The organism is Roseimicrobium gellanilyticum, from assembly GCF_003315205.1.
In the GTDB taxonomy this organism is placed as follows: Bacteria; Verrucomicrobiota; Verrucomicrobiia; order Verrucomicrobiales; family Verrucomicrobiaceae; genus Roseimicrobium; species Roseimicrobium gellanilyticum.
This window is the reverse complement of sequence record NZ_QNRR01000009.1, coordinates 135,300-161,853: the sequence shown is the minus strand read 5'-3', so window position 1 is coordinate 161,853 and position 26,554 is coordinate 135,300. Positions and strand designations below refer to the sequence as shown.

Annotated in this window: 29 protein-coding genes; 21 read left to right on the top strand and 8 right to left on the bottom strand. The window is 60.2% G+C overall.

What is annotated here, in order from left to right:
* The first annotated feature begins 52 nt into the window (after positions 1-52).
* Complete coding sequence (locus tag DES53_RS22670) at positions 53-1,294, top strand: anthranilate synthase component I family protein (RefSeq protein WP_113960609.1); 1,242 nt, start codon at positions 53-55, stop codon at positions 1,292-1,294.
* A gap of 98 nt (positions 1,295-1,392) precedes the next feature.
* On the opposite strand, the gene DES53_RS22665 is transcribed toward DES53_RS22670, so the two are convergent.
* Complete coding sequence (locus DES53_RS22665; RefSeq protein ID WP_113960608.1) at positions 1,393-1,668, bottom strand: HU family DNA-binding protein; 276 nt, start codon at positions 1,666-1,668, stop codon at positions 1,393-1,395.
* A gap of 115 nt (positions 1,669-1,783) precedes the next feature.
* On the opposite strand from DES53_RS22665, the gene DES53_RS22660 reads away from it, so the two are divergent.
* On the top strand, positions 1,784-2,332 hold the full coding sequence (locus DES53_RS22660) for a gamma carbonic anhydrase family protein (protein ID WP_113960607.1): 549 nt from the start codon (positions 1,784-1,786) through the stop codon (positions 2,330-2,332).
* Between the two features lie 64 nt (positions 2,333-2,396).
* Positions 2,397-2,864 (top strand): bifunctional nuclease family protein, encoded by a 468-nt coding sequence (locus DES53_RS22655; RefSeq protein ID WP_113960606.1) that lies wholly within the window; start codon positions 2,397-2,399, stop codon positions 2,862-2,864.
* Between the two features lie 318 nt (positions 2,865-3,182).
* Here DES53_RS22655 and DES53_RS22650 read toward each other — a convergent pair whose 3' ends face one another.
* A complete protein-coding gene (locus DES53_RS22650; RefSeq protein ID WP_113960745.1) occupies positions 3,183-3,530 on the bottom strand; it encodes a P-II family nitrogen regulator in 348 nt (115 codons plus the stop codon).
* Between the two features lie 232 nt (positions 3,531-3,762).
* Between DES53_RS22650 and DES53_RS22645 the strand changes: the two genes are divergently transcribed.
* Together DES53_RS22645 and DES53_RS22640 are read left to right on the top strand one after the other, a co-directional pair.
* Positions 3,763-4,620: a DUF6263 family protein gene (locus DES53_RS22645; RefSeq protein ID WP_147263560.1), complete on the top strand. Its 858-nt coding sequence runs from the start codon at positions 3,763-3,765 to the stop codon at positions 4,618-4,620.
* A 43-nt stretch (positions 4,621-4,663) separates the two neighbouring features.
* Complete coding sequence (locus DES53_RS22640; RefSeq protein WP_147263559.1) at positions 4,664-5,302, top strand: hypothetical protein; 639 nt, start codon at positions 4,664-4,666, stop codon at positions 5,300-5,302.
* A 58-nt stretch (positions 5,303-5,360) separates the two neighbouring features.
* Here the strand turns inward: DES53_RS22640 and DES53_RS22635 are convergent, their stop codons facing one another.
* The 4 genes from DES53_RS22635 to rpsB all read right to left on the bottom strand — a co-directional run bounded on the left by DES53_RS22635 (position 5,361) and on the right by rpsB (position 8,665).
* On the bottom strand, positions 5,361-5,732 hold the full coding sequence (locus DES53_RS22635; protein WP_113960603.1) for a VOC family protein: 372 nt from the start codon (positions 5,730-5,732) through the stop codon (positions 5,361-5,363).
* A 99-nt stretch (positions 5,733-5,831) separates the two neighbouring features.
* Positions 5,832-6,809, bottom strand: a complete 978-nt coding sequence (locus DES53_RS22630) for a helix-turn-helix transcriptional regulator (RefSeq protein ID WP_113960602.1) — start codon at positions 6,807-6,809, stop codon at positions 5,832-5,834.
* Between the two features lie 475 nt (positions 6,810-7,284).
* Positions 7,285-7,878 (bottom strand): translation elongation factor Ts, encoded by a 594-nt coding sequence (gene tsf / locus DES53_RS22625; RefSeq protein WP_113960601.1) that lies wholly within the window; start codon positions 7,876-7,878, stop codon positions 7,285-7,287.
* 97 nt (positions 7,879-7,975) lie between these two features.
* Positions 7,976-8,665, bottom strand: coding sequence for a 30S ribosomal protein S2 (rpsB, locus tag DES53_RS22620; RefSeq protein WP_113960600.1), 690 nt, complete (start codon positions 8,663-8,665; stop codon positions 7,976-7,978).
* Between the two features lie 245 nt (positions 8,666-8,910).
* On the opposite strand from rpsB, the gene DES53_RS22615 reads away from it, so the two are divergent.
* The 7 genes from DES53_RS22615 to DES53_RS22585 all read left to right on the top strand — a co-directional run bounded on the left by DES53_RS22615 (position 8,911) and on the right by DES53_RS22585 (position 15,814).
* Positions 8,911-9,183 (top strand): DUF4190 domain-containing protein, encoded by a 273-nt coding sequence (locus tag DES53_RS22615; RefSeq protein WP_113960599.1) that lies wholly within the window; start codon positions 8,911-8,913, stop codon positions 9,181-9,183.
* An 84-nt stretch (positions 9,184-9,267) separates the two neighbouring features.
* The gene (locus DES53_RS22610; RefSeq protein ID WP_113960598.1) at positions 9,268-9,786 is read left to right on the top strand and encodes a hypothetical protein; all 519 of its coding nucleotides are present in this window, start codon (positions 9,268-9,270) and stop codon (positions 9,784-9,786) included.
* 72 nt (positions 9,787-9,858) lie between these two features.
* Entirely contained in the window at positions 9,859-10,599 is a 741-nt protein-coding gene (locus DES53_RS22605; RefSeq protein ID WP_113960597.1) for a type III pantothenate kinase, read from the top strand.
* Between the two features lie 37 nt (positions 10,600-10,636).
* Positions 10,637-11,590 carry an ROK family protein gene (locus DES53_RS22600; protein WP_113960596.1) on the top strand — a complete coding sequence of 318 codons (954 nt, stop codon included), beginning with the start codon at positions 10,637-10,639 and terminating at the stop codon, positions 11,588-11,590.
* 161 nt (positions 11,591-11,751) lie between these two features.
* Complete coding sequence (locus tag DES53_RS22595; RefSeq protein ID WP_113960595.1) at positions 11,752-13,464, top strand: serine/threonine-protein kinase; 1,713 nt, start codon at positions 11,752-11,754, stop codon at positions 13,462-13,464.
* Between the two features lie 8 nt (positions 13,465-13,472).
* On the top strand, positions 13,473-14,861 hold the full coding sequence (locus DES53_RS22590; RefSeq protein WP_113960594.1) for a glycosyltransferase family 4 protein: 1,389 nt from the start codon (positions 13,473-13,475) through the stop codon (positions 14,859-14,861).
* Positions 14,858-15,814: a polysaccharide pyruvyl transferase family protein gene (locus DES53_RS22585; RefSeq protein ID WP_113960593.1), complete on the top strand. Its 957-nt coding sequence runs from the start codon at positions 14,858-14,860 to the stop codon at positions 15,812-15,814. The genes DES53_RS22590 and DES53_RS22585 overlap by 4 nt, the downstream gene beginning before the upstream one ends.
* Here the strand turns inward: DES53_RS22585 and DES53_RS33155 are convergent.
* Positions 15,723-16,571 (bottom strand): hypothetical protein, encoded by an 849-nt coding sequence (locus DES53_RS33155; protein ID WP_170157315.1) that lies wholly within the window; start codon positions 16,569-16,571, stop codon positions 15,723-15,725. The two genes, DES53_RS22585 and DES53_RS33155, sit on opposite strands and share 92 nt — an antisense overlap.
* Positions 16,572-16,685: 114 nt before the next feature.
* On the opposite strand from DES53_RS33155, the gene DES53_RS22575 reads away from it, so the two are divergent.
* The gene (locus tag DES53_RS22575; RefSeq protein ID WP_170157314.1) at positions 16,686-17,987 is read left to right on the top strand and encodes an outer membrane protein assembly factor BamB family protein; all 1,302 of its coding nucleotides are present in this window, start codon (positions 16,686-16,688) and stop codon (positions 17,985-17,987) included.
* 162 nt (positions 17,988-18,149) lie between these two features.
* Entirely contained in the window at positions 18,150-18,758 is a 609-nt protein-coding gene (gene msrB, locus DES53_RS22570) for a peptide-methionine (R)-S-oxide reductase MsrB (protein WP_245958239.1), read from the top strand.
* Between the two features lie 258 nt (positions 18,759-19,016).
* Here msrB and mtnA read toward each other — a convergent pair whose 3' ends face one another.
* Positions 19,017-20,120 (bottom strand): S-methyl-5-thioribose-1-phosphate isomerase, encoded by a 1,104-nt coding sequence (gene mtnA / locus DES53_RS22565; RefSeq protein ID WP_113960590.1) that lies wholly within the window; start codon positions 20,118-20,120, stop codon positions 19,017-19,019.
* A gap of 154 nt (positions 20,121-20,274) precedes the next feature.
* Between mtnA and DES53_RS22560 the strand changes: the two genes are divergently transcribed.
* From DES53_RS22560 to DES53_RS22535, 7 genes are all read left to right on the top strand, one after another.
* Positions 20,275-21,216 carry an AEC family transporter gene (locus tag DES53_RS22560; protein ID WP_170157313.1) on the top strand — a complete coding sequence of 314 codons (942 nt, stop codon included), beginning with the start codon at positions 20,275-20,277 and terminating at the stop codon, positions 21,214-21,216.
* A 98-nt stretch (positions 21,217-21,314) separates the two neighbouring features.
* Positions 21,315-21,974 carry a 3-keto-disaccharide hydrolase gene (locus tag DES53_RS22555; protein ID WP_113960588.1) on the top strand — a complete coding sequence of 220 codons (660 nt, stop codon included), beginning with the start codon at positions 21,315-21,317 and terminating at the stop codon, positions 21,972-21,974.
* Positions 21,975-21,989: 15 nt separating this feature from the next.
* Positions 21,990-22,127: a hypothetical protein gene (locus tag DES53_RS33150; protein ID WP_170157312.1), complete on the top strand. Its 138-nt coding sequence runs from the start codon at positions 21,990-21,992 to the stop codon at positions 22,125-22,127.
* Positions 22,128-22,285: 158 nt separating this feature from the next.
* A complete protein-coding gene (locus DES53_RS22550) occupies positions 22,286-23,725 on the top strand; it encodes an SGNH/GDSL hydrolase family protein (protein WP_113960587.1) in 1,440 nt (479 codons plus the stop codon).
* A 68-nt stretch (positions 23,726-23,793) separates the two neighbouring features.
* The gene (locus DES53_RS22545) at positions 23,794-24,243 is read left to right on the top strand and encodes a tRNA (cytidine(34)-2'-O)-methyltransferase (RefSeq protein WP_113960586.1); all 450 of its coding nucleotides are present in this window, start codon (positions 23,794-23,796) and stop codon (positions 24,241-24,243) included.
* Positions 24,244-24,602: 359 nt separating this feature from the next.
* On the top strand, positions 24,603-25,265 hold the full coding sequence (locus DES53_RS22540; protein WP_170157311.1) for an acyloxyacyl hydrolase: 663 nt from the start codon (positions 24,603-24,605) through the stop codon (positions 25,263-25,265).
* A gap of 107 nt (positions 25,266-25,372) precedes the next feature.
* Positions 25,373-26,230 carry an alpha/beta hydrolase gene (locus DES53_RS22535; RefSeq protein ID WP_170157310.1) on the top strand — a complete coding sequence of 286 codons (858 nt, stop codon included), beginning with the start codon at positions 25,373-25,375 and terminating at the stop codon, positions 26,228-26,230.
* Positions 26,231-26,554 lie beyond the last annotated feature (324 nt).

The following is a 26,554-nucleotide window of genomic DNA, read 5'->3' as shown; positions in this document are numbered from 1 at the left end:
CATTCCCTCCTTGCGTGTGAGGCGTACGATCGCATTCTAGGTCTTTCCCCTCATGCCCGCCGGCACCACCCTTCCGCTTCAAGCCTCCAGCCTGCTCCCGCCCACGGAGCTGGCCACGCGGCTGCATGCAGCCGGGGGCCTCGTCTGGCTGGACACGGCGGTGCCGGATGCCGCGAGTCTCTCGATCCTGGCCTCTCAACCGGTGGAGGTGCTGACTGGAAACATCTTCCGGGACGCGCCGGTGCTGCGTCGTGTGCTCCAGCAGTACCAGCAGCCTCATGTGCCGGACCTTGGCGCGCCTTCAGGCGGCCTCTTCGGCTGGGTGGGCTTCGATGGGCAATTCATCTTTGGCGTGTATCCGGAGTGTCATGTGTTCCAGCATGGCGGCGGCACGTGGCTGGATGCTTCTGCGGCCCGCGTGGCAGCGTCGTCTTCTACCGTCGTGCGCAGCATGGCTGGTGCCTCGCTGGATATGGAGCCGCTGATGAACAAGGCGACCTTTTGTGGCCTTGTGGAGCGCGCACAGCAGTACATCGCTGCCGGGGACATTTATCAGGTGAATCTCTCCTACCCCTGGACGGGCGAGTGGCCGGCGGATCTGGATCCCCTCGCCTTCTACCTGCGGTTGCGGGATGTCTCCCCTGCCCCCTTTGCAGCCTACCTGGATCTCGCGGGCATGCAGGTGTGCAGTGCCTCACCCGAGTGTTTCCTGAAGATGAGCGGCAGCCACATTGTCACGCGTCCCATCAAAGGCACGCGACCACGCGGGCAGAGCCGTGATGCAGATCATCAGCTTGCGAATGAACTCATGCATTCGCCAAAGGAGCGTGCGGAGCTCGTGATGATCACGGATCTGGAGCGCAACGACATCGGCCGCGTGTGTGAGTATGGCAGCGTGCAGGTGACGCAGCTCCTCCATCTGGAAAGGCATGCGCAGGTGCATCATCTTGTCTCCACGGTGGAGGGCACGCTGCGCGCGGATGTGGACCAGGTGGAGGCCTTTCTCGCATGCTTCCCCGGAGGCTCCATCAGTGGTGCACCGAAGAAGCGGGCGCTGGAGATCATCCATGAACTGGAGCCTCACGAGCGCGGACTCTATACAGGTGCGATCGGATGCTTTGGTTTCAATGGCGAGAGCCAGTTCAGCATCGCCATCCGCACTGCATGGAGGGAGCATGGGCGCATGCATTTCCATACCGGCGCCGGCATCGTGGCGGATTCCGATCCCGCGCATGAGTGGGAGGAGACGCGGCACAAAGCAGCGGGACTGCTTGCAGCAGCCCAAGGAGTATAGAAATAATTATGCAATAATATGCATAAAATACAAATGCCCGCGGCCATCAGGCGGCGGGCACTTGTGTGGGAGTAGATGCTGGTGATGCCAGATGAGCTTTACAGCGATCCCTTCAGCGCCGAGGAAGGCACGAAGCGAACCGTCTTGGAGGCCTTGATCTTCATGGCTTCACCCGTCTTCGGGTTGCGGCCAGTGCGGGCGGCGCGCTTGGCCACCTTGAAGGTTCCGAAGCCAATGAGCTGCACCGTTCCTGACTTCGCCACGCCCTTGGCGATGGCAGTCAGCACGGCTTCCACGGCATCGCCCGCAGCGCGCTTGGAGGTCTCACCACCAAGGGTCTTTTGGACTGCTTCGATGAGTTCAGCTTTGTTCATGATTGGTGTGTGTTGCTTGATTTGTTGAGGTTCCTCTGTGACTGGATCGGAAACAGAGAAGACGCGTTCGTTATGCCCACGCCCATGGAAAGCGTCAACAGCTAATGCTCCCCAGATGTCTGAAAAATCCTCACTGAAAAACTTCTTGATGCCTGAATGTATTCCAAGCATTCATGACACGGCTTTTATAGCACCAGGAGCAGTGGTTCTCGGTGCTGTCACCGTGGGAGAGAATGCGAGTGTCTGGTATGGATGTGTGATGCGCGGTGATATCAATCGCATCGCGCTGGGACCATCCAGCAACCTTCAGGATGGATGCATTGTGCATGTGTCTGATGCTTATGCAGCGATCATCGGCGAGCGCGTCAGCGTGGGTCATCGTGCCGTCATTCATGCGTGTGATGTTGGCGATGAAGTACTCGTGGGCATGGGAGCCATCATCATGGATGGCGCGGTGATCGGGCCGCGATCCATCATCGGAGCCGGAGCGATCGTCACCAAGGGGACCCAGGTGCCGGAAGGTTCGCTCGTCCTCGGATCTCCGGGGCGGGTCGTGCGGACGCTCACCCATGCCGAGCAGCAGGACAATGCACGCCTGGCTGCCAAGTATGTGGAGGTTTCCCGCCGATTCCGGGAGATGTATCCGGCGCCGGGCGGCAGTTGAATTCTGATGCAGGAATCCTGCGGCATCCCCTTGCCCCCGGACAGGCAGGGGTTTACGTTCCCTCATGATCAACAACGTCGTGCCAGTGGAATTGCGCAACGTGGTTGCAATGGACAGCGGGCATGCCGTGTTCCTTGGCAACGAGGAGAAGACTTTTGTCATTTTCGTCGATGAGCCGGTCGGCCTGGCCATCAGCATGTCCATGCGCGGCATTGTGAAGGACCGCCCCCTGACGCACGATCTTATCGGACACATGCTGAGGGCCTTCGGCGCCAAGGTGGAGCGTGTCATCATCAATGCCCTGGACGGCGGCGTCTTCTATGCCCGCCTGATCCTCACCGCGGAAAACGAGGTGCAGGCACGCAAGGTGGTGGAAATCGACGCCCGCCCGAGTGACAGCATCGCCATGGCCGTGGCGAACAATGCCCCCATCCTGGTGGCCAAGGACGTCTGGGACAATGTCGATGACGTGAGCGACACGCTGGAGCAGCTCCAGAAGCAGGGCCGCCGGAAGCGCGAGGAGGAGCAGTAAAGGGGGTGGCCTTGTGCTTCGGATTCAACACGAAGACACAGAGACACGAAAACACAGAGCTGAAGAAGGGAGTGGGCTAAAGTTGCCCGTCTCCCTCGTGCGCCTGGATCGCTCCCCTTTGGGCTCAGTCCCCCAGGGGCTCTCATTTTCCATTCCCCTTCGTGCCTTTGTGTCTCTGTGCCTCTGTGTTGAAATCCAAGAATATGGCGCGCAGCCATTGACCACAAAAAAAAGACAGGCCGGACCACCCGGCCCGGCCTGCCCTTTTTTCGCACGCTTCCTCACTCCGATGGTTAGTCGGAAATTTTTATACGCGGTCTAGTTTCCAGAGACAGCCTCACGTCCGCGCTCACCAGTGCGGATGCGGATGGCTTCGACCACGTCACTTACAAAAACTTTTCCGTCACCGATCTTGCCGGTGTTCGCCGCCTTCACGATGGCGTCCACCACGGTGTCACAACGGTCGCCTTCGACTACCACTTCAATTTTGACCTTGGGCAGGAAGTCCACGGTGTACTCGCTGCCGCGGTAGATTTCCGTGTGACCCTTCTGGCGGCCAAATCCCTTCACTTCCACCACCGTCATGCCTTGCACACCGACCTCGGCAAGCGCCTCTTTCACGTCTTCCAGTTTGAAGGGTTTGATAATGGCTTCGACTTTTTTCATAGATGATTGGTTTGGGTGGTAGATGGCGTGGTGTTGCGTTTTCTTGCCGGCGGCATTGCCCAGTTGCCACTCCATCATAGCGGGCAGTGTGCCAAAGACCGGGCTTTTTTCAAAAAAATCGTTTTGTTGGGATCAATTAAGCGAAAATTTGGCACCGTTCTCAGCCGGAGGCGCTTGGCACGGTCCGGGGATGGTGGTTTCTTCCGCGCCAGCTCCCAACGTTGCCTTTTTCATGAAGCGCCTCCTCCTTTCCCTCGCTGTCCTGATTGCCGCCCACCCCCTCCTCGCGCAGAAGGAGGTCCTGCGGAGTCATTGGGAGCCGGGCAAGCTCTACAAATATGAGCAAGTCACGTCCTCGACGACCTCCGTACCAGGCGCCCCAAAACCCGAAAAGTCAGATGTGGCACAGACATTTCAATTCCGGGTCACAGCAGAGCCCGCCACCGGAAACAAGCTCGCCGAATTCAGCCTGACAGGTGTGAAGGCGACCATGGACATCATGGGCCAATCGCACACCTACGACTCCGCAGACCCTGCCAAGTCCCCACCCTTCCTGCAGCAGACGTTTGGCGCACTGTTGAACAAGAGTGTCACACTGGTGTTCGACAAGGACGACAAGTATGTGGAAACACGCGGCTCGGAGAAGCTGCAGCCCACGCCCTTGGGCAACACCGTCAGCATGGATGGAAAACAGATCGCGGACGCGTGGCGCAAATCTTTTGAAACGTTCCTGCCCAAGAATCCTGCCAGCGTGGGCGACACATGGAACATTGAGGAAAAGATGGAAATGCCGCCCGTGGCGGTGGTGATCAAAGGTGCGGGCAGGTTTGATTCCGTGGTGGAAGTCGAAGGACGCAAGCATGCGAAGCTTCTCGTGGACGGTTCCTTGAGTACGTCCCCCGGTGCTTCCTCCATCACAGGCTGGGCAGATGGTTCCAAGTTCACCGCTGAAACACTTTTCGACCAGCAGCAGCGGGTGATTGTGCGCAATGAAACGCGCACGGAGATGCATTTGCAGATGCAAGGCCAAACCGTCCCCATGAAGCAGATCGTGACGATGAAGCTGCTGTCGCTGGAGGATGCGAAGTAACCGTATTGCCAACCAGGCCGCTCTGCCTGAGACTGGCAACGGAATGTGTGTCCTCGTCGCCATCGTCCTAGTGGCAGCCCCTGCATGCTTGATGGCGCAGGAGGCGGCGCCGAAGAAAGGATCCGTGCCGAAACAGACTGAGACCGCGGCCGAAGAGGCCAAGCCGGCCATGCCAGACCATGGAAAGTCTCCTCTCAATGAGCATATAGAGGCACAGAAAAAATGGTTCGAGGAGCATGTGGGCCACGGAATTCCCAAGGGGTTTGTGGAGATGATGGACGCCCTCAAGAGCGAGTCCAAGAAGCCGGCCAAGGACAGCAGATACATAGGGACATGGTGTGACGAGGATTCAAACCAACCGCGGCTGGTGCTTTCTCCCGATGGCACATTCACCTACGACTACGGCCACTCCAAAGGCAAAGGCATCTGGCTCGAACACGAGCGCGGTCCCATTTGGATGGGGTTTGCACACGTGATGAAGGACGACAAAGGCGCGGAGCAGACGGTGTACAGCGACTATCTTTGCTATCTCTCGCCCGGAGACACACTGATCCACAATCACATCGACTACAACGTTTACTACAAACGCCAAAAGCCGGCGGAGGTGAAGGCCACCACCGGCAGTGCACAGGGCTCAGGAGCCAGGGGGCCCGTTCGTTCCGGCAGTGATGTAAACAAATGAACGCGGATGACGCACCTGTGCGCATCATCCGCGTGAGGGTTCTTCGCTGCCGTCTTACTCACACCATGCTGTGGAGACCGACAACATTGCCTTCGAGATCCTTGAAGATGCCGATGAAGCCGTGCGGAGCGATGTCCAAGCGCGGTTGCACCACGGTGCCACCGTGCTTCGGGATGCGCTCCAGCACACCGTCGAGGTCGCCTTCGACATTGAGGTAGACCACCGTGCCGCCGCCGCCCGGCTGGCACTTGTCCATCTGCGTCAGCGCGCCACCCACCCCGTTGTCGAGGTCACAGGGGAACATGGCCATGTTGTACTTTTCGTTGGTGATCTTGGACAATTCCTTCTTCAGGATCTTCTCGTAGAAGTCGGCGGCCTTGTTGATGTCGTTGGTGTAGATTTCAAACCAGTTGATCGCGTTCTGTTTCATCGTGGTACTTGGGTTGGCTAGTGGACGTTGCGCAGCCCACATGGGTGGCAACGTGGGTAGTCAACCACACGGCACTGACAGCCCTATGTCAGGAGGGTTTCAGGATTCTGCGAATTCCCGCACTTTCTCTTCTTTGGCGTAGCGGTTAGCCACCGCGAGTGCGGCGGCGCGCACGCCATCGCGGAGATCTGCGGGCTCCACGGCCTCCACCATGGTGCCATAACCCAGCAGGAAATGCCGCAGCCACTCCAGGGAGAAAGTGAGCAGCTCCAGCCGCACCCTTCCGTCTGGAAGCGGCTCACGAGCCAGCGGAGTCCCTGGGAGCTCGTGGAGGAAACCCTCGAGGATCATACCCTGCACGATCACCACGGCGGGAATCATCTCTTCACAAGAGACGTCCCTTCTCAGGAAGCTTTTGATCGAGAAATCTTCGTGCCCAGTGAAGATCTCATCCAGCACCTGCCAGGACTGGATGCGGTCGAGCCGGAAGTCACGCACGTCGAGGCGCAGGCGGCACCATCCGATCAAGTGCCACTCGCGGGCATAGAACACCACGCCCAGCGGCTCCACGATGCGCTCGGTGATGGCGCCGCGGTTGGCCGTGTTGTAACAGAGGGCCAGGCAGCGACGCCTTACCACGGCGTCCTGGATGGGCAGCAGCCCCTCGTGTTTTGCACCCGCGTGTTCGCGGCGTAGGCGCACGCTCACGGCGTTGCCGAGTCGCTGTAGGTAGTCGCGCTTTTCCTGTGGCAGCACGGATTTGATCTTGAGCATCGCGGCACGCAATGCCTGGCGCAGCGAGTCATCCGCGACCTGTTCTGCGACTTCACCACTGAGGAAGAGCGCAGCAGCTTCATCCTCGGTGAACATGATGGGTGGCATGTGGTAGCCACGCATGAGGCTGTAGCCGATGCCAGCCTCTGCGACGATGGGCACGCCCGCTTCACCCAGTGCCGCGAGATCGCGGTACACGGTGCGCACACTGATCTCGAAATGTTCTGCAATGGTTTCCGCCGTGATCACACGCTGGCCTTGCAGCAGCAGGATCATGCCCGTGAGGCGGTCGATGCGATTCATGCAGACGCCAGCGTGGCGCAGAATGCATGACGTGGAAAGTGAAAGAGAGGGAAGAGAGTTTGCCCCGTTTGCCCAAGGTGGGTGAGTTTGGGTGCAGGGTGTTCAACACAGAGACACAGAGACGCAGAGGAACTTCGGAGAAATGCAAATACAGCTACTTGTGAAGAGCAGCTCTCTGGGCGGTGTCCACAGACCCTTTCCCGTTGGTTTCGAGTCCCACGATGCGCTATGCACAGTCATCTCAGTCTCCGAAGTTCCTCTGCGTCTCCGCGTTTGATTCGTCCTTCCGTCCTCACCCTTCGGGCTGTTTCGCAGTCGTCTCGCTCCGCTCGGCGCTGTGTTGGATCCAATGCAGCCCGCCACACCCATCACTCCTGTGCCAACCTCCCTCCACGGCTTGAGCTAAAACAAAAAACGCGGATGATGCGCAAGGCACCATCCGCGTTGGAATTATGCAGCGTGAGCTGTGTGACGCTTACTCCCCACCCACCGCATAGCGGGTGAAGCGGCGCACGACGATGTTCTCGCCGAGCTCAGCAATCTTGCTCTTGATGAGGTCGGAGATCGTGAGCTTGTCGTCCTTGATGTAGGCCTGATCGAGGAGGCACTGCTCGGAGAAGATCTTGCTGATCTTTCCTTCCACGATCTTCTCGACCACGTTGGCGGGCTTGCCCTTCACCTGCTCGGCGGCGATTTCCTTCTCCTTGGCGATGATGTCCGCGGGCACATCGTCCTTCTGGAGGTAGGTGGGGTTCGCGGCGGCGATGTGGAGGGTGAGGTCCTTCACGAAAGACTGGAAGTTCTCGTTCTTCGCGACGAAGTCGGTCTCGCAGTTCACCTCGATGAGCACGCCCACGCGGCCGGCGAGGTGGATGTAGCTGGCGATGATGCCTTCCTTGGTGGCGCGGTCCTGCTTGCCAGCGGCCTTGGTGATGCCCTTCTTGCGAAGGATGGTCTCAGCGGCCTCAAGATCGCCCTGGGCTTCGGTGAGAGCCTTTTTGCAGTCCATCATGCCAGCGTTGGTCTTCTGACGGAGCTTGTTGACGATTTCAGCGGTGATTTCTGCCATGGGAATGAATGAGTGGAAAAATGGGATTTCTGGAAAACAAGGCGCGCAGCGGTGAAGCTGCGCGCCGGAAACGTTCGAGGCAAGTGGCGATGCCGCCTTACTTCTTTGCTTCGGCCTGCGCCACGATGATCGGGTCGATCAGCTTCTGCAGGATGATGCGGATGGAGCGGATGGCGTCGTCGTTCGCGGCGATCGGATAGTCCACGAGGTCGGGGTCCGCATTGCTGTCCACCAGGGCCACGATCGGGATGCGAAGGCGGCGGGCTTCGTGCACGGCGATGTGCTCACGAGCGCTGTCCACGATGATCATGGCGTCCGGCTGGCCGTCCATGTAGCGGATGCCCTTGAGGTTGCGCTCGAGCTTGGCCTTTTCACGGTTCAGCGCGGCGATTTCCTTCTTGGACATGGCCTTGAACTCGGGGAGCTTGGGCAGGTCATCAAGGTACTGCCAGCGGGCCACGCTCTTGCGGATGGTGCTCATGTTGGTGAGCGTGCCGCCCAGCCAGCGATGGTTCACATAGTACTGGCCGCAGGCTTCGGCAGCTTCCTGCACGGCTTCCTGCGCCTGGCGCTTGCAGCCCACGAAAAGGAGGCGCTTGCCCTTGCGAGCGAGATCGCTCAAGAACAGCGAGGCTTCGCCGATCTGGTCGATGGTCTTCTCGACGTTGATGATGTGGATGCCGTTGCGCGAGTCGAAGATGAAATTCTTCATCTTCGGGTTCCAGCGGCGGGTTTGGTGGCCGAAATGGACTCCGGCTTCGACGAGTTCTGCGAGTTGTTGGGACATGTAGCGATGGGGGCCTGCAATCGCACTTCAGCGGGGCTGGAGCTCAGTCACTTGACTGATTCGATCACGCGGCGGTTTGAATTGTTTCTGACGGTCCCCAACCCACAAAGGCGGGAAGGGGGCGGGCAGTGTAGGGGGGAAAGCCAAATTGGCAAGCAAGAATGCGGTCTGCCGCCCGACTGGACACTTGCGGAGAAACATTCCGCCTGCTTTGCTTATGAATTCTGCAGCCTCTCCATCCTGCTATGAAACCTCACCGCGGCACTCTCATCCTTGTCTTCGGCATCCTCGGCCTCGTCACCTGCCAGATCTTCGGGATCGTCGCCTGGATCATGGGGAACAACGACTTACGCGAGATGGATGCCGGCATCATGGACCCCGAGGGCAGGTCAAACACCTCCGCCGGGCGCATCTGCGGCATGATTTCTGCCATTCTGCTGGCGGTATCACTCCTCATCATCCTGGTGGTGGTCATGTTCATCGGTGTGGCTGGCGTAGCCGCCTCAGCGGGTCAATAACCGGGACGCGACAAGGCAGGGCCTCAGGGCCCTGGCTGACACCTCCTGCTTTCCCCGCCCGCCCTCCCGTGCCATGATGTGGCGATGAATCTCTTCAAGCGCGTCGAGCTGTGGGTGTTGCTGGCCATCGTGGTCGGTGGCCTGGTGTGGGTGTTTACCAGCGGACCGTCCGAGGAGGAAGAGGGGGATACGCCTCCACCCCGCAAAACCGGTACTGTTGTCAAAGGAGACCCCGGCAAGCCACTCCAAGTGCACCGTGCCGTAGTTGAGCGGGACTTTGGCAATGCCCGGCTCGACATTGAGGCCCGCATCCAGAACTCCGGCTCGGAAAAGCTGGTGCTCCAGCCACCCCAAGTGCGTCTGCTGACCGCCAGTGGACGGGAGATTCCGGGCTACTTCCTTCCCTTCGAGCCCCAGCCGGAGATCGCCCCCGGTACCACCCAGGATGTGCAGCTCCGTTACTGGCTGGAGAAGAAGGATTTGCAGGACGGCCTCAGCTTGGAAGTGAGTGGCAACAAGGCTGCGGTGAAAGGTGCCACCCCCTTTGATTTGGAAACCCTCAAGAATAAGGAACCCAAAACCTTCCAGCCGGACGGTTGGTGACGGCGGTGGCGATGTCCGGAGGTCGCTGCGCTTGCCTGTCCCCGGTCCCTCGCTATCAAAGCAGCCCACTCCATGCCTCAGGACTACCTCCTCATCGACGTCGGCAACGGCCGCACCAAGTTCGGACTTGCCAGTCGCACGGAGATTCAGGAACAGCGGGACCTCCCCACGGCAGGATTGGCTCCTGCGGAACTTGCCGAAGCCCTGGATGGCTGGAAGTACGACCGGGTGGTCACCTCTTCCGTAGTGCCCGCAGCTACGGAGAAGCTGAAGAGCTATTTCGAGAACATGCTGGTGCTGCGGCATGACATCCCGCTGGGCATCGGCATCACGTATCCAAGGCCCGAGACCATCGGCGCGGACCGCCTCGCGAATGCCGTGGCGCTCGCTCACTTATATAGTGCGCCGGGCATTGTGATTGACTTCGGCACGGCGGTGACCTTCGACATTGTGGATGCCAGCGCCTCCTATGTGGGTGGCGTGATTGCCCCGGGATTGCGACTGATGACGGACTATCTGCACGAGCGTACGGCTCTTCTGCCGCAGGTGGATCTGCACGAACCCACGCACGCCATCGGCAAGTCCACCGTGGAGGCCATTCTCTCCGGTGCGGCGCACGGATATCGCGGCATGGTACGCGGGATCCTGGAAGCATTGCGTCGCGAAATGGGAAATCCGACTGGCCTCAGGGTGGTGGCCACTGGAGGAGACGCGGCATGGATCGCCTCCGCCTTGCCGGAGATCGAGCGGGTGGATGAGGATTTGACCTTGCACGGCTTGCGACTCGTGGGAAATCTCCACCCCCTTTCTTAACCCTCACGCACCCCTTTCTTTTTTCGCACATCACATCATGACTTCCCAGGCAGTCACAGCAGTCGGCGTCGATTTTGGCGGCACCTCCATCAAGCTGGGTGTTTGCCGTGGTGAGACCCTGCTGGAAACGGATGCACCTATCATCACCGGTGACTACAAGGAACCCGATGCCCTGATTCGTGCCATGGCAGAGCGCGTGGAGAAGTTGTGCGTGAAGTATCCGGACATTGCTGCGATTGGTGTGGGTGTTCCGGGACTCGTGGACTTCGACAAGGGGTTTGTCCACGTGCTGACCAATGTCCCGGGATGGCATCACATTCCCCTGCGCAAAATCCTGGGCGATCTCACCGGCCTTCCCATCACTGTGGAGAATGACGCCAATGCCATGGCCTACGCGGAGTGGCGCTATGGTGCGGCCAAGGGGATGAAGAATGTCGTGGCACTCACCCTTGGTACTGGTGTGGGTGGAGGTTTGATTCTCAATGGCCAGATGTATCGCGGCGGACATTTCTCCGCCGGGGAAATCGGGCAGATGAGCATCCACTTCGAAGGCACCAGCGGGCACTACGGCAATCTCGGCGCCCTGGAGAAGTACGTGGGCAACAATCAGATCGCTGAGCACGCCGTGCACCGGTATGCGCAGGCCGGAGTACATCGCGAAGCCTCAGAGTGCACTCCCAAAGCGATCGCGGAAGCAGCGCATGCGGGTGATGACATTGCACGCCAGGTCTGGGGTGAAGTAGCAGACTGGCTCGGAACGGCACTGGCGAGCATTGCCTGGCTGCTGAATCCCGATGCGTTTGTGATCGGTGGCGGTGTGGCGCAGGCAGGACCGCTCCTGTTTGAGCCTTTGGAAGCAAAGATGAAATCCATGCTCTCCACCGTGGTTTGGGAAGGTTTGAAACTGGTTCCGGCTAAATTTAGCAATGAATCCGGCATCATTGGCAACGCTGCCCTGGCGGCGGACATGAGCGCCACCCTCTCGCGCTGAGTCGCTTCTGCGACTTTTGGGTGACAAGTGTGACAAATACAGCTTTATTTGGTGGCTGCGCGCTGAATCGGGGGTGAAGTGCTCGTCCGCAAATCACCTTGTGTTTGTAGGAAAGCCCCTTATTTTTTTCTCCGCCAACTATCTTCCTTTTTCGTGGAGAGATGAAATCAGAGAAGGATCCTCACAGTCTGGCCGCTCTAACCCCGCCAGGGGAGCATCAGTCGCCGATAGCGGATCCGTTTGATCTGGGCGCATTCAACCCACCTTCCATCGAGGAACTTGATCAGCAGATCCCTGCGTATGAATTTCTCGAGTTCATCGATCGCGGAGGGATGGGCGCGGTGTATCGGGCCCGACAGCGCAGCCTGAATCGCGTTGTTGCCATCAAGCTGCTCCCGGTATCGCTGCGGAATCGCCGGGTGTTTGCCGAGCGTTTTGGCCGCGAAGCCCGGGCGCTGGCGCTGCTGAACCATCCGAATATTGTTTCCGTGTATGACTCGGGTGAGGCCAGCGGCGGCTGCCTTTACTACGCCATGGAGTATGTGAAGGGCACGAACCTCCGCCGCTTCATGAAGGAGGGACGCGCGACCGCGAAGCAACTCCTCAATATCGCCATGCAGGTGTGCGAGGCGCTGCAGTTCGCCCACTCCCGTGGTGTAGTACACCGTGATGTAAAGCCGGCGAACATCCTCATTGATGAAAATGGACGCGCCAAGGTGGCGGACTTCGGCCTGGCCAAGGTCATCGGCGCGCCACCCCAGCACCTGCTCACCGGCGCCAGCGATGCGCTGGGCACGCCGGACTACATGGCGCCCGAGGCCGTGACCCGCGACTACGAGGTCGATCATCGTGCTGACATCTATTCCCTGGGCGTGATGCTCTATGAAATGCTCACGAATCATGTGCCGAAGGGCGCCTGGGAGCCGCCTTCACGTGCCGTGGGTGTGGACGAGAGGTTTGATGAAGTGGTGAGCCGCGCGCTTCAGGTGGATCCCAAGCGGCGCTACCAGAGCGTGGGGGATCTCAGCACGGTGGTGCGTCAGTTGATAGATCCGATTACGGGAGCTGCCCCCAATCCCTCGCCTCTTGAGCGCACCCCGGTGCCCGGCGATCCAGATCCACCGGCCAGCCCGTCTGCCACCACGGTGCACTTGCGAAAGAAGCCAAGGGGGCCCTGGTGGAGAAACCTGAGCTGGGGATTCTCCACCCTTTCGTTGCTTGCCTTGGGATATTTCATCTTCGGGGATTCCAGCGGCGTGATGGAGAGGGCACGAACCTACTTCTTTGGCATGACCCCGTCCAAGGAGATGGCGCCGTCGCCTTCTGCCACCCATCCGCCGCCTCAGACGGCGACCGCGCCGTCCGAACGCCGGGAGGCACAGGCCGCGCTGGCCCGCACGGTCTTTGCGAGGGGTGGAACGATCAACTACGTCACAGAGGGTGCGCCGCTGCAGATGATGGGCGGCGAATACGAAATTCGTTCGGAAGTGGACCTGCCCAAGGAAGATTTCGAAATCTGGCGCATCTCGTTTCATCAGGCGCCTGCTTTCCGGGATCAGGATCTCGCGGTCGTGGTGGATGCCGCTGCCATCGCCGGGTCTGTGCAAAACCTCAATCTCGCCAGTACCAAGATTACCTCCACCGGTCTGGGATATCTCTCGCGCCTGGCGGAGTCGCTCACCAGTCTCAATCTGAAAGATACCCAGGGATTCAATGAGGGAGCGGTTGAGTCACTGGCCGCCCTTCGGAATCTTCGCCTGCTCAGAATCAATGCTGTCGTGTCCGACCCCAACATCATCGATGTCGGTCCCGAACTCCGCCTGATCAACCAGCTTCAGAACGCACTGCCGGACCTCAAGATCAGCGAGTATTGAAAGTCATCATGAACACACCCAGCAACCACTCTCCCGCCCAAGCAGCTCCCAGCTTCCAGGCACAACTCACTTCCAAGACCTCTACCACCATCCTTGCCAGCGGCTCCGGCGTTCCCGTGAATGCCCTGGAGGTCTCTCCGCGTACTTCGCGGAAGAAGGCCCGCGAGGCCACGACGATCATGGCGCAGGCCGCCGTGCGCAGCACTCCGGCAAAGGGCCGCCTCCTGTGGGTGGGAGACGCCACGGTTCCCACGGGTTTCGCCACGGTCACGCACTCCGTGCTCGCGCATCTGCATCGCGACTGGGAGGTCTTTGTTTCCGGCATCAACTACAGCGGCGCCCGCCACGAATATCCCTACACCATTCTGCCCGCCTGGCAGGGCGGTGACATGTGGGGCATGAATCGCTTCGCCGCGCTCTGCGAGGAGATCGCGCCGGACGTAGCCATCATCAACAATGATTGGTGGAATGTGGCCGCCTTCCTTGATCATGCGCCCAAGACTCTGCCGATCATTGGCTACATGCCGGTTGATGGTGCGCATCTTGATCCCGCGGATATCCGTCGCCTGGAATCACTCTCCGCCGCCGTGTGGTACACGGACTACGGCTACCAGCAGGCGGTGCAGGCCGGATTCACCGGCTCACGGCACGTGATCCCTCACGGGCTGGATGGCTCGCAGTGGCAGCCCGTGGAGAAGAAGGCCGCACGCGCACGGCTGGGCCTTCAGCTTCCTGAGAACGCTTTCGTGGTGGGTAATGTGAACCGCAACCAGCCCCGCAAGCGCCTGGATGTAACCATCCGCCTTTTTGCCCAGTGGACCAAGGCGCATGATGTGAAGGATGCCTGGCTTCTGCTGCATTGCGCAAAGAAGGACACGGGGTGGAATCTGGAACGCGTGGCCCGCTTCTACGGAGTCGCGGGTCGCTTGATCCTCACTGGACCGGAAGAGCTCCATGAGGCGTGCGACGCCTCGCACCTGCAGGACACCTACAATGCACTCGATGTGCAGGTGTCCACCACCTTGGGCGAAGGCTGGGGGCTCACCACCATGGAAGGCATGGCCTGCGGCGTGCCGCAGATCGTGCCGGACTGGGCCGCGCTGGGTGAATGGGCAGAGCCCGCCATCAAGGTGCCTTGCACCACGGAATTGGTCCACCCCGAGATCAACACGGTAGGAGCGCTTCCTGATGACGAATGCTTCGTGCAGAGCCTCCAGCAGATCTACACGGATGCCAGCCTGCGTCAGCGCCTCTCGCGCGAAGGCATGGCCCATGTCCGGCAGCCGCAGTACGCCTGGAGCCAGGTGGCTGCCCAGTTCGAGACCCTCTTCCCGCAAGCCCAAGGGTCCACCCGGATCAAGACCCAGTCCCCGGCGTTCGTTCCCGCCGCTCTATGAAGATCGCGTTCGTGGGCGCGAGTGGCTACGGTAATGTCGGCGACAACACCTATCCCCTGATCTATTCCCGACACCTGTCGGAACATGAACTGCTGATCTACAATTCGGATCTGCCGGAGGAAATGCCGGCGGATCTGGATCTGGTGGTCATGGGTGGTGGTGGTATCCTGTACAATAATCCCAAGGGAGAAGACCCGTCTGCTCCATCGCCGCACTTTGCGAAGATGGAGCACTACATGAAGTGGGCCATCGGGGCTGGAGTGCCCTATGGATTCTCCTCGTGCGGGTTTCAGTTCCGGCCGGATCATGAGGCAGGATTCCGGGACTCGCTCAAGCCGTGGGTGCCTTACTTCGAACAGGCAGACTTCATCACGCTGCGTTCACCGAAATGCGTGAGTCTCATGCGTGATCTCGTGGGACGTGACATTGCCCGGTGGTATCCGGACACAGGCTACCTCATGCCGGGACTCGTGGATGAAACGCCCGCCCAAGGCAGCGGTGGGCTCACCATCGTGGTGGCAGGGCGGGTGTCTCCTTCGGACCCGATGAGCAAACGCTTCGTCGAGTTCTTCAGTTCCATGAAGTATGAAACGACCTGGCTGAGCATGGGCGCGCGCGTGGATGATGAGGCCCAACTCTCCTTCGCGCGGCGACGCTATCCGGGTACCAAGGTGATGGAGTCGTTGACTCCGCATGAGGCCTACCTTCAGATCGCGCGTTCAAAGCTGGTGCTCACAGGCCGTTTCCACGGCATGGTATTCGCGCGGGTGAGCGGGGTGCCCTTCTACTATCCGGAGGTGGTTCCCTACAAGTTGCAGGCAGAAGACCTCAGCGTGCCTCCCTCGCATGCGATGGGACACATCACAGTGATCCGGGAGGCGCTGGCGAAGCTGGGCGGTGCGAAATCCACTGGGCGAGCCATGCCTGCAGCCTGTCCAGATCCAGTGCCTTGAAGTCGGTGTGGAAGCAATCCGGGCGATCCAGTCCGAAGGCATACCCGGTGCGCTTCACCACATCACACCAGTTCGGTGGGTACAGCACGGCCACGGGTTTGTTTTCGAACCACGCGGCCTGCTGCAGGCTGGACCAGCAGCCCAGGTAGGCGCTGCTGGACTTCACCAGGTTGAGCGTGGCAGGCACGCTGAGATGTTCCATCACGGTGATGTTTTCACGGGTGAAGCGGCGGGCGTCTTCACTCGCGTGGATCAAACGTCCGGTGTTGCTCTTGCGTGTGAAGCTGCGGGTGATCAAATAGACGTGGCACGGCAGCTTCTCCAGGATGCGCACCAGATCCGACATCAGTGCATCTGAGAACGTGCGATCCGCCACACTCCCGGCAAACGGCTGGAAGATGAGATGACCGGAGGATTCGACATCGTCTGGAGCATTGAACTGGGGGACAAAGTCCGGCAGCTTTTTCCCGGTGAAGAGGTCTTCCTGACGTACTTCGGCAAACTCACAAATGGCTCGATCGAGATCTCCGGCCCTCAGGCCGGCATTGAGGAGTTGCTCATACTTATGGCCCAGTTCAAGGATGAGAAAATTCTTCGAGTTCCGATGGTAGCGGAAGATCTCGGTCGTGAAGGGATTGTGCGAGGCGGAAATGACCTTCACCGGTTCCGTGGTCTCGCTGATGAATTTGTACGCCTGGGTGAGGTAGATGGTGCGTATCACGTCGCCGAGTCCGGCGCGAAAGAAGACCGCTTGCATGTGGGAATGACGAAGCATCGGGAGGGCGGTGCTGCAAGTCACGAAGCAGAGATTGTCGTGATCACTCACTCATGCGCAACCGGGGCAATTCCGGGCTGTTTCATTCCTTCAGCCATGAAGCCGCTCCTTCTTTTCCCCGCAGTGTTGTGTTTTTCGTTGCCTGCGCTTGCGAGCAACTGGCCTCAAACACGCGGACCGAACCGTGACTCCGTCAGCACGGATGCCACCGTTCCCACAGCCTGGAGTGAACAGGAGAATCTGAAGTGGAAACTCGGTCTTCCCGGTGCAGGCGCGTCCAGTCCCATCGTGTGGGGTGGCAAGGTGTTCGTGACGTGCTTCTCCGGCCAGAAGGAGGATGGCGATGTGAGCGCACTGGTGCGCCACGTCCTTTGTATCGACAAGGTCACCGGGCAGAAACTCTGGCAGAAGGACTACCCCACCACGCAGCAGGATGACGAGTGGCGCGGCATGATCCGCGAGCACGGCTACACCAGCAACACCCCGGTGACCGATGGCGCGCATGTGTACGTGCACTGGGGCAAGGGCGGTGTCGTTGCGCTGGACATGGACGGCAAGGAAGTGTGGAAGGCCCCCACCGGCAGCGAGTCAGGGCGTCAGCGCTGGGGCTCCTCAGGGTCTCCCGTGCTGTGGAAAAACCTCCTTATCGTCAATGCGGCGGATGAAGCGCAGTCTGTGATCGCCTTCGACAAGGCGACGGGCAGGCAGGTGTGGAAGCAGACCGCCGGATTGCTGGAGGGCGCGTTCAGCTCACCGCAGATCCTCAAGCGCGCGGATGGGCGCGAGGATCTCCTCTTTGCCGCGCCGAGTGAGCTGTGGGGCATGAATCCCGAGACTGGCAAACTGCGCTGGTATGCGCCCACGGGCATCGAGGGAAATGTGGCGCCGGACCCAGTGGTGCAGGGGGAGGACATCTACGTCTTTGGCGGATTCCCCTCCACCATGCGCGTGGCCCTGAAGGCGGGTGACAAAGGCGAGGTGAGCGCCTCCTCCATGCTCTGGCAGGACAGCCAGTCCACCTATGTGCCCACGCCCCTCTACCATGATGGGAAACTCTACGTGGTGAGTGACCAGGGCTTCGCCTGGTGCGCGGATGCAAAGACGGGTGAGATGATCTACCGCGAACGTCTTGGCGGAGCGGCGGATCCCTCGGCTGGAGGGGGCGGACGTCGGGGAGGTGGCAAACCCTTCTATGCCTCCCCGTTGCTCATCGGGGACAAGATCTACGCCGTGAGCCGCAAGCAGGGCACCTACATCCTGGCGGCGAAACCCCAGTTTCAGGTACTGGGCACCAATGTCCTGGTGGGCGACACCACGGATTTCAACGCCACCCCGGCAGTCAGCGACGGCTGCCTCTTCCTGCGGTCGAACAAGGCGCTCTACTGCATTGGCAAGTGAGGATTTAGGAGGGTGATGACGATGGCGAATTTGGGTGGGGCCTCTTGAATCTAAGGTCCCTGAGCTTGCGTATCCTAGTGTCGAACCTGATGATGGATCGACACTCAGATACCTGTCGTGCCTAATATTGTGCCAGACTGTCCGTAGTTCGATCACCCATCCATGAAAACGCCGCTGATCTTTCTCCTGCCGCTGGCCTCTGCGCTGCCCGTGGTCCTGGCCCTTGCCGAGGACAAGCCCGCGACACCCAAAACCCCTGAAGCCTCTACCACGAAGATGGAAACCGGAAAAGTCACCAAGACCGATGAGGAATGGCGCAAGAAGCTGACGCCCGAGCAGTTCGCCATCACCCGCCGCGCGGGCACGGAGCGCGCCCATGGTGCTGCGTATGAGAAATTCGAAAAGGAAGGCGAAGGCACCTACTACTGCGTCTGCTGCGGTGGCGAGCTCTTCACCAGCAAGGAGAAGTTCCACTCCGGCTGCGGCTGGCCCTCCTTCTATGATTCCTCGAAGGCGAACAACGTGCTCGAGCGCGTGGACAACTCACACGGCATGCGCCGCGTGGAAACCGTGTGCAAGCGTTGCGAAGCCCACCTGGGCCACGTCTTTGAAAAGGAAGGCTACAACACCCCTACAGACCGCCGCTTCTGCATCAATGGCGCTGCCCTGGTCTTCGTGCCGAAGGGTGGTACCCCACCGAAGCTCGAGGAGCTGAGCTCACCCGAGGTGGAGAAGAAGAAGGCTGAGGTGAAGAAAGAGGCCGGGGAGTAGCGGCCCATGGTGGTCCGCCCATTCCGTGTACGGTCATCGATTTGCTACCTCCCGTGACGGGGACAGAATCTTCAAGGAGTGGGGGCATTCTTGCCCCCATTTCTTTGCGTCGAGGGCTTCCTCGATTCGGAACCACTCCACCGGCTAGCTATACCCAATTCGGAAGAATATCCTCCTTCCTTGAGTGTGAGGCTTTCACCCGCAGGGGTGTGCTTTGCTCCAGACCTCTGACCGCACACGGAGTGTGCGGACCACCACTCACGAAAACGCCCGATCCAGCGCTGCTTCATCCGCACGCACCACCCCACGTTCGGTGATGATGCCGGTGATGTGGCGAGCAGGGGTGACGTCGAAGCCGTAGTTCGCAGCCGGACTCGCCTGCGGAAAGAGACGTACGGTCTCCAGCTTGCCGGCGCTGGTCATGCCTTCGATCAAGGCGACCTCTTCTTCACCACGCTGCTCAATCGGGACCTCCAGCAGGCCATCGTTCATCTCCCAGTCAATGGTGCTGCCGGGGGCGGCCACGTAGAAGGGCACGCCATTGTCCTTGGCGGCCAGTGCTTTCAGGTAGGTGCCGATCTTGTTCGCCACATCGCCCTTGCGCGTGATGCGGTCCGCGCCGGTGATGACCATGTCCACCTTCTCATGCTGCATGAGGTGGCCGCCCGTGTTGTCGGGGATGATGGTGTGGGGGATGCCCTCCTGCGAGAGTTCCCAGGCGGTGAGGCGTGAGCCCTGGTTACGCGGGCGGGTTTCATCCACCCATACGTGGATGGGAATGCCAGCCTTCTTCGCGGCGTAGATGGGCGCGGTGGCGCTGCCGATGTCCACAAAGGCCAGCCAGCCGGCATTGCAGTGCGTGAGGATGTTCACCGGCTCGCCGGGCTTTTTGCCACGGTAGATGCTCTGAATCAGCGTGAGTCCATGCTCGCCAATCGCCCGACAGGCAGACACATCTTCATCGGCAATGGATTCGGCGGTTTCGCGCGTCATCTCCAGGGCCTGGATGTCCGTGCGCGCCTTCGAGAGGGCGGCGAGCTGGCGTTCGATGGCCCACATGAGGTTCACCGCCGTGGGGCGAGTCTGCAGGAGCTTGCGGGCACCGAGCTTGGTGGCCAGCTTGTAGTCGGGGTCACGCATGGCCTCCAGCGAGGCGAGCCACATGCCATAGGCCGCAGTGGCGGCGATGCAGCCCGCGCCACGCACCCACATATCCTTGATGGCCCGTGCTACCTCATCCACCGTGCGCAGGTCCACGACCTCGAACTTCCACGGCAGCTTCCGCTGGTCGATGATTTGCACGATGTGGGGTTCGTCCGGCTTGAGCCAGACGGTGCGGTAGGGCTTTCCGTCTACGAGCATGGTGTGATTCTCTTCCCTGCGTTAAAGGGCGGCGGAGCGGTCCGTCAAATGGATGTGCATGACACGTTCGCAAAGGACGTGCCGCCGCAGCAACTGCAGCGAATTCATTGACCGGAAGGCCGGTCCCGTTGACCAAGAGGGGGCGCTATCGTTCATGAACTATTCTACCATCCTCCTCGCCACGCTTCCTGTCTACCTCACCATGATGGTGGGCGCGGGTGCCCGGCGGATTGGGTGGATGCCACGCGAGGCGGACTTCGGCATCATGAACCTCGCGGTGCGGGTGCTTTTTCCATGCCTCGCCTTTGAGCGCATCGTGGGGAATCCGGCGCTGAACAACGGTGGGCAGGTCCTGCTGAATGCCACTCTGGGCTTCGTGATGGTGGCCGCGTCCATGGGGCTCTGCTACCTGGTCACGCCACTGATTGGCATCAAGAAAGGGGAGGGAGCGCGCACCTTCGCCCTCTGCACCGGCCTGCAGAATTACGGCTTTGTGGCCATCCCCGTGACGGAGGCGCTCTTTGGGAAGCCGCTTATCGGGGTGCTCTTCACCTACACGCTGGGCGTGGAACTTGCCATGTGGACCGTGGGCGTGGGTCTGCTCACGGGCTTCAGCAAGGCGCCGTGGAGGCACGCCATCAATCCGCCCGTCATCAGCATCCTGGCCTCACTGGTCCTGCACTACGCCGGGGTGGGGCCGCACGTGCCGGAAATGATTCACGTGCTGCTCGGCCAGCTCGGGGCATGTGCCATTCCGTTGTGCGTCATCCTCATTGGCGGCACCATCATGGACCTCATCGGCGAAGAGCGTTTCAAGCTGAATGTGGCCGTGGCCACCTCGGTGCTGCGCATGTTTTTGCTGCCCTTCCTGTTCATTGCGGTGGGGCTCTGGATGCCCCTGAGCGCGGAGATGAAGCAGGTACTCTGCGTGCAGGCGGCCATGCCGGCGGCGGTCTTCACCGTGGTACTGGCGCGGCACTACGGCGGGCACCCGGCCACGGCGGTGCTGGTGATTGTGGCCACCACCGTGGTGAGCATCTTCACCGCCCCCTTCGCCATCGGGCTTGCCATGAAGTGGCTGGCTGTGAGACAATAGTGCCCGAAACGAGTCGGGGAATGCCCATGAAACGGGCCGCTGCACATCTCCTCGCAACACCCTGGTGTCGAGCCGCGTTGGTGTTGTCCTTCCCTATCATGTACTCGCGCCGCCTCTTCCTCTCCGCCGCCCTCGGTCTTTGCACCCTCGCCCTTTCCACCACGGTCTCCCGTGCCGCAGATGAGGGCTTCACTCCGCTCTTCGACGGCAAGTCCTTCGCGGGCTGGAAGGCGGACACCACCAAGGGCTACGAGGTGAAGGATGGCGTCCTCATCTGTACGCCGCAGGGCAAGCATCTCATCAGCGAGAAGGCCTATGGCGACTTCCACCTGAAGTTCGACTTCAAGCTCAGCCAGGGTGCGAACAACGGCATGGGCATCCGCTGTGATCTGCCCAAGGATGGCAAGGCTCCCGCGCCGCACCTCAATGGCATGGAGATCCAGCTCATCGATGCCAACGTGCCCAAGCATGAGAAGATCAAGGAATGGCAACACCACGGCAGCATTTACGGCGTGCTGCCCGCCAAGCACGAAGGCATGAAGCCCATCGGCGAGTGGAACACGCAGGAAATCGTCGCCCAAGGCACCAAGATCAAAGTCATCCTCAATGGCGTGACAATTGTGGATGCCGACCTCAGCAAGCTGAAGCCCATTGATGGCCACGAGCATCCTGGCATGCTGAATGCCAGCGGCCATCTCATCATCTGCGGCCACAACGATCACGTGGAATTCCGCAATCTCGCGATCAAGAACCTGTAGTTTGTCCTGTCTGTCATGACTCCGCCCCTCGCCGGCATCGGGCCCTTTGGCACGACCGAGATGCTCGTCATCGCGGCGCTGGTGGGGGGTCCTGTGCTGGTGCTGGGTGGAATCATCTTCCTGGTGGTGTATCTGTCAAAAAAGCAGAAATGACACAGCTCTGCCCTTCAACGATATGATCTCTTCCATCGGCTTCACTGAACTCGTCATCATCGGCGCGACCGTCCTCGGCCTCGTGCTGGTAGTGGTGGTGTCGAGGCGCAAATAGGCACCCAGCCACCACCGTTTTTCCACCCGATACCATCCTTGCCATGAAACGCTCATTCCTTCTCACCCTGGCCACGGCGGCGCTGCTCGCGCATCCGGTCACTGCCCAGGAGGGCCGGTCACTCGCTGCCCCCTCACCTTCCGCCGCTCCAGCGAAAAAGCCCGCCGTACCTGCCACCCCTGCGGGTCTTGGATTGAAGGATGGCGATCGTTTCATCTTCGTGGGCGACTCCATCACCCATGCGTGTCTCTACACGCAGTACGTGGAAAACTATTTTTACACCCGCTACCCGAACATGCGCCTCGCGTTCCGTAACGCGGGTGTGAGTGGCGACCGCGCCAGGGATGTGCTGAACCGCTTCGACGAAGACATCGCCGCCTTCAAGCCGACCGTGGCCACGGTGCTGCTGGGCATGAACGACGGCAGCTACAAGGATTTCGACAAGCCCACCTTCGACACCTACGCGAAGGACATGAGCGAGCTGCTGGATCGCCTCAAGGCCATCAACTGCCGTGTGATTGTGATGAGCCCCACCATGTTCGACCACCAGGCGTGGGACGTCCGCATCAAGGAGAAACCGGAGTATGCGAAAGGCCGGGTGGTTACTGGCTACAACGCCGTGCTCGCTTACTATGGCAAGTGGCTGCAGGAAACGGCCTGGCAGCGCAACCTGCAGTTCGTGGATCTCTTTGGACCGCTGAACCTGTTCACCGCGCAGCAGCGTCGCTTCGACCCGAACTTCACGCTCATCCAGGATGCCATCCATCCCGGACCGGATGGCAATTTCATCATGGCGTATACGCTTCTGAAGCAGACCGGTGAAGCCGGGCCCATCTTGAGTGCCGGTGTGCGTGTGGTGAATGGCCAGTGGCAGCCCATCAATCCCGCCGTGGTCTCGGAGGTGAAGGGCAATCCCACCCGCTCCGTGAGCTACACCGTGAAGCCGAAGGCGCTCCCGTGGGTGCAGCAGGCTGAGGCACCACTCGGCATGAAGCTCACCAAAGCGGGACACACTGCCTCGCAGGAGTCCTATGTGGCTTCTGGTCTCATCAGCGGCCGCTATGATCTGCACATCAATGGCAAGCTGGTGGGCACCTGGGATGAGCGTGCGCTCTCCGTGCATGCCGAGGTGGAGGAGGATCCCGATTCCCCCACGTATCAGCAGTCCCTGAAGGTCGTGGCGCTCAACAAGAAGCGGAATGACGAAGCCGTGCGCCCGATGCGCAACCTGTGGGGCAAGCAGAAGGGCATGTTCAACAAGCGTGAATCGGACAAGGTGGCGTATGATGCGTGGCAGACCGAGTTCCAGACGAAGCGCAAGGAGCTGGATGACCTCGCCGCGAAGTACGAGGCGGAGATCTACCAGATCAACAAGGTGAAGGAACTCAAGGTGGAGATCATGCCCACGCCGCGTCCTGCGGCTCCTGCCAAGGCGGCGCAGCAACCGGCCGCGAAGCCCGCGGAGGCGAAGAAGGCAGCCTAGCCTTTTGGCTCATATCCGGGCTTGAATTGATCCATGCGAGAGTCGACCACGACTCTCGCATTTTTTTTATGCTCCACATCGTCCTCTACCAGCCTGAGATCCCGCACAACACCGGAGCGGTGGGGCGGCTGTGTCTGGCGACGGGCGCGAGGCTGCATCTCATCAAGCCGCTGGGCTTCAGCATTGATGATCGGCAGTTGAAGCGCGCCGGGCTGGACTATTGGAAGGAAGTGGATGTGCACGTGTGGGACACGCTGGAGGATCTGCGTGCGAGCGCCGCAACTGGAGTGCCGTGGTTTTATTTCACCACGAAGACGCAGCAGAGCTATTGGGACGCGACGTTTCCGGCGGAGTGTTATCTGGTGTTTGGGCCGGAGACGCGCGGGTTGCCCGAGTCCCTGTTGGAGGCGAACAAGGACACGTGCCTGCGCATTCCCATGGAGGGCACGCGCAGCCTGAATCTGGCCACCTCTGTGGGCATCGTGCTCTATGAGGCGCTGCGGCAGAATCGTGGGTGAGAAGGGATGGTAGCCGGGTTTCTCCGAAACTCGAAGTACCCTGAGAATACGGAACGGAACGTTCCTCTAGGGCGTTCTAAACAAAGACGTGGCCTTGGATCAGAGGTGACTCGCCGCACCGCGACCAGCGGTCGCAGCCACAGTAGAGCCAAGGCTGCTACTGCGGTGCGGCGGATGGCTCAGGCTGTGGCTGCGACCGCCGGTCGCGGTTGGGGTTGCGAAAATGGCCACGCGGTAACTTAAACCGCTCTAGGTCCCGGAGAGGGAAAACATCTCCCGGATGACTCAACGTGCCACGAGTTTCGGAGAAACTCGGCTACCATCCCGCTGTATAGCGCCTGTTTGTTTCCGCTTCCCACTTGAGAAAAACGGTTTACCATCGCCGCATGCTGAAGCTCAAGCCGCTGGTGCTGACCCCGCTCCTTTCGTTGTGTCTCGCGGTCTCGGCTGCAGTCGCCGGACCGGTGGATAAGTCGCTGCCGACCGTCACCCCGGTACCCTACGACCCGCTCCTGCATCACGAAATCGATTTCGAAACGGGGGCGCTCTGGCGCGTGGGGCACAACGGCACCCCGCTGGACTACACCATCCTGCCGCAAATCATCACGTGGAAGTCACCGGAGGCTTTTGGCTGGAATGTGGGCAGCGGTCGCCTAGGTTTCCGCCACCGCATTTCGCTGCTGCTGGAGCCTATTGTGGAAGGTCCGGAGGACTACTACTTCGGCATCGCCGGTTCCGGCACCCTGGAATGGTGGAATGCCCCGCGCGATTTCTCCCTGTTCTTCGCCGCCGGCGGTGGTGTGGGCTGGATGGACAGCAAGGGCTATGAAGTGGAAGGCGCCCAGGGCCAGGACTTGAACTTCAACTGGTTCCTTTACTCCGGCGCCCGGTTCATGGTGGCGGAACGCTGCAGCGTGGCCCTCGGCCTCTATTACCAGCACGTCTCCAACTTGGATCAAGACGACGTGAATCCCGGCATCGACGCTCTCGGCCCGATGCTGAGCTTTGGATGGCATTTCTAACGAAACACCAGGGTTACCCCGGCGTTAAAGGCGGCATGGTTCTTCCATCCCGCCTTTTTTCTTTCTCCTTTGGAGTTGTCTCTGCCGTCGCGCTTGCACTGCCGTTGATGGTGTCTGCGCAAGACTCCGCCAAGCCAAAGCCCAAGTCCAACAACGCCAAATCGCAGGCGCAGCAACAAGCAAAGATCCAAGGACCGCAGCCTACGGAGAAGAAGGTCTACAAGGAAGCCGGTGACACGAAGCTGGAACTCTGGATCTGGAAACCCGAGGGTTGGAAGGCGGAGGACAAACGTGGTGCAGTCGTCTTCTACCATGGCGGTGGCTGGCGCAATGGCAGCCCGATGGCGTTTTCACGCCAGAGTGCGGAGCTGGCGAAGCTCGGCATGGTGGCCATCTCCGTGCAGTACCGCCTGACCTCGCAATCCGGTGTGACTATCCCAGACTGCGTGAAGGACGCGCGCTCTGCCTTCCGCTGGGTGCGCAGCCATGCAACGGAGCTGGGCATTGATCCCACGAAGATCGCCGCCGGTGGTGGTTCGGCTGGTGGCCATCTCGCGGCCACGCTCGCAACGTTGGACGAAGTGAACGATGCCAAGGACGATCTGAGCGTGAGCACGAAGCCAGCGGCCTTGTTGCTGTTCAATCCCGCGGTGAAGCTCGACTTCCGCCGCGCCACGGAAGTGACGGCCACGAAGCAGGAGGAGCTCTTGAAGGTGAGTCCGTATCATCATCTCAAGGCAGGTCATCCGCCGACCATCATCTTCCATGGTGATGCAGACAACACAGTGCCCATCGACACAGTCCAGGCATATGCGGCGAAGGTGAAAGAGCTTGGTGGAACGTGTGTGATGGAAGTTTCTCCTGGGGATTCCCACGGTTACTTCAACCGGGAGCCTGCATATACAAAGACACTGGAGAAGAGCATCAGCTTTCTGAGAGAGCAGGGGTTGTTGGCGAAGGAGTGAATAGCAAACGCGCAGCCCTGGAGATGAAAGCCTCGTATCAAGGAGTGGGGCATTCCTGCCCCCATTGGAGCGTGATAGGATCCCGGATCCAGAAGCTCATTCCAAGGTCGGCACCTTCAGTTTGCTTCGCAGCTCTGCTGCTTCTGTGGATCCAACCTGTTGGTAATGCAGCAATCTACCGGATTGCCGTAGCAAGTGGGGACAGGAATGTCCCCACTCCTTGACTGAAGGTTGCGTCACGTGAGGTGACCGCACACGGAGTGTGCAGACCACCTTGAGGCGCTCCGGCCCCCTCTCTCTGTTTGAAAATTCCCCACCGCAGGC

Bases quoted from the DNA above. Each gene is read 5' to 3' on its own strand.
- DES53_RS22670 (WP_113960609.1), top strand. From the start codon at position 53: ATGCCCGCCGGCACCACCCTTCCGCTTCAAGCCTCCAGCCTGCTCCCG.
- DES53_RS22665 (WP_113960608.1), bottom strand. From the start codon at position 1,668: ATGAACAAAGCTGAACTCATCGAAGCAGTCCAAAAGACCCTTGGTGGT.
- DES53_RS22660 (WP_113960607.1), top strand. From the start codon at position 1,784: ATGTCTGAAAAATCCTCACTGAAAAACTTCTTGATGCCTGAATGTATT.
- DES53_RS22655 (WP_113960606.1), top strand. From the start codon at position 2,397: ATGATCAACAACGTCGTGCCAGTGGAATTGCGCAACGTGGTTGCAATG.
- DES53_RS22650 (WP_113960745.1), bottom strand. From the start codon at position 3,530: ATGAAAAAAGTCGAAGCCATTATCAAACCCTTCAAACTGGAAGACGTG.
- DES53_RS22645 (WP_147263560.1), top strand. From the start codon at position 3,763: ATGAAGCGCCTCCTCCTTTCCCTCGCTGTCCTGATTGCCGCCCACCCC.
- DES53_RS22640 (WP_147263559.1), top strand. From the start codon at position 4,664: ATGTGTGTCCTCGTCGCCATCGTCCTAGTGGCAGCCCCTGCATGCTTG.
- DES53_RS22635 (WP_113960603.1), bottom strand. From the start codon at position 5,732: ATGAAACAGAACGCGATCAACTGGTTTGAAATCTACACCAACGACATC.
- DES53_RS22630 (WP_113960602.1), bottom strand. From the start codon at position 6,809: ATGAATCGCATCGACCGCCTCACGGGCATGATCCTGCTGCTGCAAGGC.
- tsf (WP_113960601.1), bottom strand. From the start codon at position 7,878: ATGGCAGAAATCACCGCTGAAATCGTCAACAAGCTCCGTCAGAAGACC.
- rpsB (WP_113960600.1), bottom strand. From the start codon at position 8,665: ATGTCCCAACAACTCGCAGAACTCGTCGAAGCCGGAGTCCATTTCGGC.
- DES53_RS22615 (WP_113960599.1), top strand. From the start codon at position 8,911: ATGAAACCTCACCGCGGCACTCTCATCCTTGTCTTCGGCATCCTCGGC.
- DES53_RS22610 (WP_113960598.1), top strand. From the start codon at position 9,268: ATGAATCTCTTCAAGCGCGTCGAGCTGTGGGTGTTGCTGGCCATCGTG.
- DES53_RS22605 (WP_113960597.1), top strand. From the start codon at position 9,859: ATGCCTCAGGACTACCTCCTCATCGACGTCGGCAACGGCCGCACCAAG.
- DES53_RS22600 (WP_113960596.1), top strand. From the start codon at position 10,637: ATGACTTCCCAGGCAGTCACAGCAGTCGGCGTCGATTTTGGCGGCACC.
- DES53_RS22595 (WP_113960595.1), top strand. From the start codon at position 11,752: ATGAAATCAGAGAAGGATCCTCACAGTCTGGCCGCTCTAACCCCGCCA.
- DES53_RS22590 (WP_113960594.1), top strand. From the start codon at position 13,473: ATGAACACACCCAGCAACCACTCTCCCGCCCAAGCAGCTCCCAGCTTC.
- DES53_RS22585 (WP_113960593.1), top strand. From the start codon at position 14,858: ATGAAGATCGCGTTCGTGGGCGCGAGTGGCTACGGTAATGTCGGCGAC.
- DES53_RS33155 (WP_170157315.1), bottom strand. From the start codon at position 16,571: ATGCAAGCGGTCTTCTTTCGCGCCGGACTCGGCGACGTGATACGCACC.
- DES53_RS22575 (WP_170157314.1), top strand. From the start codon at position 16,686: ATGAAGCCGCTCCTTCTTTTCCCCGCAGTGTTGTGTTTTTCGTTGCCT.
- msrB (WP_245958239.1), top strand. From the start codon at position 18,150: ATGAAAACGCCGCTGATCTTTCTCCTGCCGCTGGCCTCTGCGCTGCCC.
- mtnA (WP_113960590.1), bottom strand. From the start codon at position 20,120: ATGCTCGTAGACGGAAAGCCCTACCGCACCGTCTGGCTCAAGCCGGAC.
- DES53_RS22560 (WP_170157313.1), top strand. From the start codon at position 20,275: ATGAACTATTCTACCATCCTCCTCGCCACGCTTCCTGTCTACCTCACC.
- DES53_RS22555 (WP_113960588.1), top strand. From the start codon at position 21,315: ATGTACTCGCGCCGCCTCTTCCTCTCCGCCGCCCTCGGTCTTTGCACC.
- DES53_RS33150 (WP_170157312.1), top strand. From the start codon at position 21,990: ATGACTCCGCCCCTCGCCGGCATCGGGCCCTTTGGCACGACCGAGATG.
- DES53_RS22550 (WP_113960587.1), top strand. From the start codon at position 22,286: ATGAAACGCTCATTCCTTCTCACCCTGGCCACGGCGGCGCTGCTCGCG.
- DES53_RS22545 (WP_113960586.1), top strand. From the start codon at position 23,794: ATGCTCCACATCGTCCTCTACCAGCCTGAGATCCCGCACAACACCGGA.
- DES53_RS22535 (WP_170157310.1), top strand. From the start codon at position 25,373: ATGGTGTCTGCGCAAGACTCCGCCAAGCCAAAGCCCAAGTCCAACAAC.